Source organism: Deinococcus cellulosilyticus NBRC 106333 = KACC 11606 (assembly GCF_007990775.1).
GTDB lineage: Bacteria > Deinococcota > Deinococci > Deinococcales > Deinococcaceae > Deinococcus_C > Deinococcus_C cellulosilyticus.
In genome coordinates this window covers 21,821-27,820 of the sequence record NZ_BJXB01000045.1, presented here as the reverse complement: position 1 = coordinate 27,820, position 6,000 = coordinate 21,821, and the positions used below count along the sequence as shown (strand labels likewise).

At 54.7% G+C, this 6,000-nt stretch carries 10 protein-coding genes; 3 read left to right on the top strand and 7 right to left on the bottom strand.

Annotated elements, in window-relative coordinates; all coding sequences use genetic code 11:
• The 6 genes from DC3_RS26940 to DC3_RS30195 all read right to left on the bottom strand — a co-directional run.
• A partial coding sequence (locus DC3_RS26940; RefSeq protein ID WP_146891224.1) for a S1 family peptidase occupies positions 1 to 641 on the bottom strand: 641 nt, incomplete at its 3' end.
• Positions 641 to 850, bottom strand: a complete 210-nt coding sequence (locus DC3_RS26935) for a hypothetical protein (protein ID WP_146891221.1) — start codon at positions 848 to 850, stop codon at positions 641 to 643. The genes DC3_RS26940 and DC3_RS26935, both read right to left, overlap by 1 nt.
• Positions 847 to 1,503, bottom strand: a complete 657-nt coding sequence (locus tag DC3_RS26930) for a ParA family protein (RefSeq protein WP_146891218.1) — start codon at positions 1,501 to 1,503, stop codon at positions 847 to 849. Before DC3_RS26930 ends, DC3_RS26935 begins: the two co-directional genes overlap by 4 nt.
• A 67-nt stretch (positions 1,504 to 1,570) precedes the next feature.
• Positions 1,571 to 1,789: a hypothetical protein gene (locus DC3_RS26925; RefSeq protein WP_146891215.1), complete on the bottom strand. Its 219-nt coding sequence runs from the start codon at positions 1,787 to 1,789 to the stop codon at positions 1,571 to 1,573.
• Positions 1,790 to 2,056: 267 nt separating this feature from the next.
• The gene (locus DC3_RS26920) at positions 2,057 to 2,551 is read right to left on the bottom strand and encodes a type II toxin-antitoxin system HicB family antitoxin (RefSeq protein WP_146891213.1); all 495 of its coding nucleotides are present in this window, start codon (positions 2,549 to 2,551) and stop codon (positions 2,057 to 2,059) included.
• A 53-nt stretch (positions 2,552 to 2,604) separates the two neighbouring features.
• Positions 2,605 to 2,781 (bottom strand): type II toxin-antitoxin system HicA family toxin, encoded by a 177-nt coding sequence (locus DC3_RS30195; protein ID WP_371863449.1) that lies wholly within the window; start codon positions 2,779 to 2,781, stop codon positions 2,605 to 2,607.
• Positions 2,782 to 2,938: 157 nt separating this feature from the next.
• Here DC3_RS30195 and DC3_RS26910 point away from each other — a divergent pair, with 157 nt between their 5' ends.
• The 3 genes from DC3_RS26910 to DC3_RS26900 all read left to right on the top strand — a co-directional run bounded on the left by DC3_RS26910 (position 2,939) and on the right by DC3_RS26900 (position 4,848).
• A complete protein-coding gene (locus tag DC3_RS26910) occupies positions 2,939 to 3,340 on the top strand; it encodes a hypothetical protein (RefSeq protein ID WP_146891210.1) in 402 nt (133 codons plus the stop codon).
• Positions 3,337 to 4,467: a hypothetical protein gene (locus tag DC3_RS26905; protein ID WP_146891207.1), complete on the top strand. Its 1,131-nt coding sequence runs from the start codon at positions 3,337 to 3,339 to the stop codon at positions 4,465 to 4,467. Before DC3_RS26910 ends, DC3_RS26905 begins: the two co-directional genes overlap by 4 nt.
• An 81-nt stretch (positions 4,468 to 4,548) precedes the next feature.
• A complete protein-coding gene (locus DC3_RS26900; protein WP_146891204.1) occupies positions 4,549 to 4,848 on the top strand; it encodes a type II toxin-antitoxin system RelE family toxin in 300 nt (99 codons plus the stop codon).
• A gap of 59 nt (positions 4,849 to 4,907) precedes the next feature.
• On the opposite strand, the gene DC3_RS26895 is transcribed toward DC3_RS26900, so the two are convergent.
• Complete coding sequence (locus tag DC3_RS26895; RefSeq protein WP_146891201.1) at positions 4,908 to 5,813, bottom strand: exonuclease domain-containing protein; 906 nt, start codon at positions 5,811 to 5,813, stop codon at positions 4,908 to 4,910.
• Positions 5,814 to 6,000: the final 187 nt, after the last annotated feature.

The window sequence follows — 6,000 nt, the reverse complement described above, 5'->3', positions numbered from 1 at the left end:
TGGTCTGTGATCTGTTTGATGGACCGAGCATAGGCGAAAAGGTAGTTGCCGGTTTCATCATCCCGCAAGTTTGCCAAAACAATCCCAATCAGGTGGGTGATGCCTCCCCCGGCTGCTAGCTGCTTCTCAACCACAAAGATGGGACCACCTGAGAAGCCAGCATTTCCTGCAGAGTCTAGGAGTATGAACTGGTCTGCCGGGTCTGAGGAATCCAGAGCTGATATGATTCCCTGCTTGAACAGGGGCAATGTTTTTGGAATGCCCTGCCCATCGCCTCCAGTCATGACCAGCCCCTTTGGATATCCCACATACAGGGCTTCCTGGGTGAGCGTGAACTCAAGGTCCAAGTGGACTGGAAGGTTTGCGAGGGGCAGTTGGCCAGCGAACTCATCGAAGGTGAAAACAATGTAGTCTGCGTCAGGACTCATGCAAACAATTCGCACGGTGACAGTTACTTCTTTGCCTGTGTGAGGCATGATTGTAAGGAGGTGTCCATCTTTTATTCCTTTGACCACATGGTAGGCAGTAATGAAGTACATGGTGTCGCGGTAATCCACAAAAACCCCTGTACCGGTGCCACTGCCCCAGATGACTTTCGCGACTCGATGAATTATGTTGGAGTTGGCGATGGGTGAAAGCATCAGGAGTTTTCCTTCCTGGATTTGAAGTACAGTTCGAGAGCTGCTTCGTAGATCTGGTATTCCTTCAGTTCTTCATCTGCAGCTGCCACTGCAACAGCTTTTTTCAGGTCTTTGCGAATCTGAATGCCAACCTTCACCCGTTCCACTTTTTCACTGGTGCTGCTGGTGTCGGCGTCATCGGTCACAGAGAATTTTCCAAATTTGCTCATTTCATGGCCTCCTGCTGCAGGATCTGGGCAAAAATTTCACGGGCGACAATGGTGTAATCCATCCACACCAGGGAGGCCCGACTGTTGCGTTTCACGTCGCGGACGCAGATGCCCCGATTCGAGGCATCTTCAACGGCGGTGGCCCTGCGGATCATCTGGCCGATCACCGGCACCCCGGCATCCAGCAGGCTCTGCTTCGCTTCCTCCCCGCTGGTGCTGGGGGCGCTGGCGACGTCAGTGAGGAGCACACGGTAGTTGGTGCGGCCCGCTTTGACCAGGGGGCGGATGGTGCGGATCAAGGCCCGCAGGCTGATGGCCTCTGGCTTGCTGGGGATGATCAGCAGGTCAAACTGCTTGCTGAGGGTCAGCAGGGCGTCTTCCCCTTCCCCCCCTTTGGTGTCGAGCATCAGGTGGGTCGCCTTGTGCTTTTTGGGGTCGTAATCTTTGAGGGTCACACAGCCGAATGGCGGGGTGACGCCATTTTTGGCTCCGGTGGCCACCCAGTCACTGGCCGCGAAGTTCTCCTCGTCCCCGTCAATCAGGAGGACCGATTCCTTTTTTTCATGCCGGAGGCTGTGGATGGCGTAGGCCAGATTGACCGCTGAGACGGTTTTTCCCACGCCTCCCTTCTGGTTTGCAATGACAATTCGCATGCATCCAGCATACCGGATATTTTTCTAGAATTCTATTTTTGAAGAATTCTGGTTTTCTGGATGTCTATCAATCTCGTAGCAGGTTGTGAGCCCTGCGGGCCACAAAGAAAAAGACGATCATCAACACCCCCAGCAGCCACCAGCTCCATTCAGCAGAAGTGCTTTGCAAGAGATTGCGGGCCTCATGACGGACGCCAAAGAAGGTCTGGACATTTTCAAAGAAGGCTTGGAGGGGTTCCAGAAGCCAGTTGCTGAATTCAAGTTGCTGCACATTTGTGGGTGACATGCCTGCAGTACGAGGAAAGAGCCGAAAAAGTTCCCTCCACTTTTCTAGAAATCGAGAATACTAGAAAAGTGGAAATCTCGGCAACTGGATTTCTGACTTTCCCTACGATAATATAATTTATCGTAGGGAAAGTCGATCCACCAGAGGGCCAACAGCACCCCAGCAGCTTCAATCAGGTCATAAATCACCTGAAGTCAGATACAAGCCCGTAAAACGCATTGCAGCGCAAAACCCCTGGTTTAGACCAGGGGCACCAGAGCCTGAAGATCAAACTGCTGAAGCTGCAGAGGCCTCTGCCATGTCTACCTTGAAAACCACCTGCCCGGATAGGGCCTCTGCAAACCGGCGCACGCTGTCAAAACTGTGCCCGTGGTAGGTGGGGTCCAGCAGGCGGTACACGGCGTTCCTGCTGGTCCCCATGCGGCGGGCCACTTCGGTGATGCTCAGCCCGCTGCGCTTCAGAGCAAAATTCAACTCCAGAGACACAGGGTCCACCGGGGCAGGGCAAAGGTGCACAAACTCAAACGCCTCCATGTCACTGGTGTCCACGTCTTCAGGCCTGGAGGTGGGATCGGGAAGGTCACGGCCCAGATCCACTTGCAGGGTCACCAGGGCCAGAGCCATCGCTTCTTGCAGGGCCTCCATGACTTCTTCGCGGGTGGATTTGCTGTTGACGGTGGCGGGCAGGTCCACACAGAAGCCCCCGTAGGTGGTGGTCCTGTTCACCGTTTCGCTTTCGATCACGCACAGGTACTGTTTCATGTGACTCCTTTGGGTGGTGGCATCGGCTGAGAGGGGTGGGGGCTTTCGCCCCCTCATCTGAAGTCATCTTCTGGAAGTCCCGCGTCCTTGAGCATCTTTTTGAAGGTGCCTTTTTTGGGCGGGTTCTGTCCCATGTCGATGGGGACAGTGTGGGTTCCATCGGTCCAGATGGTGTGGTCCCCTTTGCCTTTGCGGAGTTCGTAGAAGCCTTTGCTGCTCAGGTACTTCAGGAACTCGCGAATGCTCGGGACTCTCAGTTTGCCGATACCATCACCTCCTGATTAAAAGTGTACCAAATTTGGTACACTTTGTCAACCAACCCCGTCTGGCACCCACACATCTAGACAAATATAGTCCAGAAAATTCATACTATAATAGATTGGAATCATGGCAGTTCGACTCGCACTCAACAGCTTTCTGAAAGCAAACGGCCTCACCGCCTACAAACTGCACAAGCAGACTCAGGGTGAAGTGGGGCGGGCCAGCATCTTCGCCCTGGCCCGTGGCGATGTCAAACATATTGACCTCAACAGCCTCTACCACATCCTTAATGCGCTCAGCGTGCTGCTGGATCGGCCCGTCCAGTTGCAGGAGCTCTTTGAAGTTGAGCTGGACCCCAACCGCAAACTGAAGCTGTCACGTGCTGGTGCACCGTACACAGGCACCCCTGAAACTGATGAACTTTATGATGCTTTCCCTGACATTCTGGACCGCTTCAAAGCGGCAGAGCAGGAAGAAGGGGAATTCCTGTCCCATGAGGACCTCTTTGGTGAGGGCGCATTCCCATGAGCGAACTGTTCAAAACCCTAGATCTGATCGATAAAATTACCGCACCCCAGCGCGTGGTGGAGAAGGCACTCACTTCAATCTGTTTGCCAGCGACACTGTCTACGGCCCAAGATCTGGGTCTCGACTCACTGACGGAACTCAATGCTTCGCAAGCAGGTTTGTCTCTGTCACAACACATGAAAAGCATCACCGAGGTACGTTCCTCCATCTCTGAAACCATTGCAGACATCGCCAACATGGGCAAGGTGGATCTGGGACTGGGTTCACTGACTGCACTCAATGCTTCACAAGCCAGTCTTGCTCTGTCAAAACAGATGGAAAGCTTTTCTGAGATCCGCACCTCCATCTCTGAGGCTGTTGCCGGTTACCAAAGCGAACTCAGCAAGGTGGTGGCCAGTGCCACAGCTCAAATCATTGTGAACAATGCGGCTTTGGAAAGAGCAGCGGAACAGTGGCGGGCATCACAAATTCTGGATCTGCAATCGTATTTGCCCAGTTCAAATTACATCACTGAGATCTTAAAACCATTGCAGAGCCAAACGGAGTACATAGAAAAAATAATGGGGGATCTTAAACCGATGGGGAACTGGCATCCATCCTTTGGGATTCCAGAACTGCCCAGGGTGCTGGAGTCCTATCAGTTGTCTCACGTCCCTGTCAGCGTTAAACTTCCCCGAACTTTGCCTGCAGTCGCAGTCAACACCAGACAGGCCACCCAGGCTCTCCTGGATCAGAGGCTTCACGACCTCAAGGCTACAGTCAATCTGATGGTCACCACCACCCTGGAAAAAGCTTCAGCTGCTCTCGCTGAGTTAAGTGCAGCCAGACTAGAAGCAGCTCAAATTCCAGATTGGTTGTCATCAGTTTATGAAAATCCTGCTCTTTACCGCTGGTTGCACTCAGAAACACTCGCACCACTGCAGAAGCTGATCCCTTTTGTTGAGCTGTATTTCAATCCTTCAAGGTCCCTGAGTAAGCAGATTGCTGACCTCAGAAAGACTCTGCTGAGAGAAGTGAAGCACGTTGTTTACCGCAGCATCGCCTGTGTGTTTGAAAAGCTCATCCCTCTGAAGGTTCATGCCAGACCCACGGGCAGCACCACCACCTTCCAACCCTCTGCCCCCTGAAGCTCTAACAAAAGCAGCCGTCTTTTGTTCAAAGCGTCTCAGGGGGGCTTCTGTGCCCTCCCCATCCCAGGAGGGACCATCATGGAAGCACAACCCTATACCCTGCAGTACCTGCCCGAAGTCAAGAAAGACCTGAAGAACCTCAAAGATGTCACCACCTACAAACTCGTGGGGCAGGCTCTGGCTGGCCTGGTCACCAATCCCACTGGTAAACCCCTGTCACACCATCCTGGATACTTCAGCATCCGTTGTGGCAAAAGCCGTTACCGAGCGATCTTCCGTGTGGACCATGGGAAACGCACGGTCACTGTGGCCCTAGTGGGTAAGCGCCAGAGTGGCCACCACTCGGATGTTTACGAGCAGGCCAAAGTCCGCCTCTGATTTGAATGACACCAAAAAGCCCCGAGCCAGGCTCGGGGCTTTTGTCTGAGGTTGTTCCTCTAAGCCGGTTCCTGAGGATCCACCTGCCGGGCCAGCAGTTGCAGGACTTCCAGCGCCACCCGCGCATTCACCACGCTGTCCCGAATGCGTAGAATGTCTGGCTCTGCTTCGCCGAGCCTGCTGGCCATTTGGTGCCGTGCGGCCCACAGGCTGACGTACTCGAAGTCGATCAGTTGCTCGTACTCATCAAACTCCGGATCGCCCAGGATGCAGGACGCATGGGTCATCAGGCAGTCCCAGCGCTTCCGGGGAAAGGGAAAGGCCTCTCTGGAGATGCCGTGCAGGTCGCGGGTGTACCGGAGGCGGTCCCGGTCGAAGTCCTCGTTGTAGGCCACGATCAGTTTGCCCCTGAGGGTCTGCTGGACCTGTGCCCACACCTCGCTGAACATCGGCTGGTCCTGCAGGTCCTCCATTCCCAGACCGTGGATCTGCTGGGCATCCTGGTCCACCTCACCAAGGGGACACAGCCGCTGGTCCAGCAGGGCCACTCCCGATCCGGAGAGCACGGTGATGCGGATCACTTCACCTTCCAGGCTGGTGGTGGACGTGTCCAGAATCACGAAGGACTCTGGGACCTGCAGGAGGTCCCTGGCCCACTTCAGGGTGTGCCGCTGGGAGGCCCGGATGTGTCGGTCGAAGCGATCACTGTGCAGCCGTTCTTTCTTCTCCCGGGCTGCAGCCAGTGCTGCAAGTTGTTTCTCGCTGGCCTGGCGTTTCGGCCTGGCCTCGCTGCGCCGGTAGAGGAGGGCAGTGTCCTTGCCCCGCTTGCCGTAACTGACGGTGGCCACATGCCGCTGACCAGGCGCAAGGCGCAAGCCTTCCTTGCTGAGGGTGGTCTGGGTGACCAGGTCCGGATCTGGGATCTCGGGCCACCAGCCGTAGTGGGGGATTGAAGCTTCAGTCATGCGTCTGCACCTCTTGAGGTCATTCCCCTGGACGGCAATTTTTTCCCGTTAAGAAAAACTCAGCGTGTCAGACGTGAAGGATTATTCAGTGTCACTGAGGGTCAGGATCTGTCCCATTTAAACACTCTGATTTTGGAGCGCTTTAACATCGTCTGGGACACATAGAGCTTCTGGGTCAATCGAAGTA

Coding starts and splice junctions, on each gene's coding strand:
- DC3_RS26905 (WP_146891207.1), top strand. CDS start 3,337: ATGAGCGAACTGTTCAAAACCCTAGATCTGATCGATAAAATTACCGCA.
- DC3_RS26925 (WP_146891215.1), bottom strand. CDS start 1,789: ATGTCACCCACAAATGTGCAGCAACTTGAATTCAGCAACTGGCTTCTG.
- DC3_RS26910 (WP_146891210.1), top strand. CDS start 2,939: ATGGCAGTTCGACTCGCACTCAACAGCTTTCTGAAAGCAAACGGCCTC.
- DC3_RS26900 (WP_146891204.1), top strand. CDS start 4,549: ATGGAAGCACAACCCTATACCCTGCAGTACCTGCCCGAAGTCAAGAAA.
- DC3_RS26920 (WP_146891213.1), bottom strand. CDS start 2,551: ATGAAACAGTACCTGTGCGTGATCGAAAGCGAAACGGTGAACAGGACC.
- DC3_RS26935 (WP_146891221.1), bottom strand. CDS start 850: ATGAGCAAATTTGGAAAATTCTCTGTGACCGATGACGCCGACACCAGC.
- DC3_RS26930 (WP_146891218.1), bottom strand. CDS start 1,503: ATGCGAATTGTCATTGCAAACCAGAAGGGAGGCGTGGGAAAAACCGTC.
- DC3_RS26895 (WP_146891201.1), bottom strand. CDS start 5,813: ATGACTGAAGCTTCAATCCCCCACTACGGCTGGTGGCCCGAGATCCCA.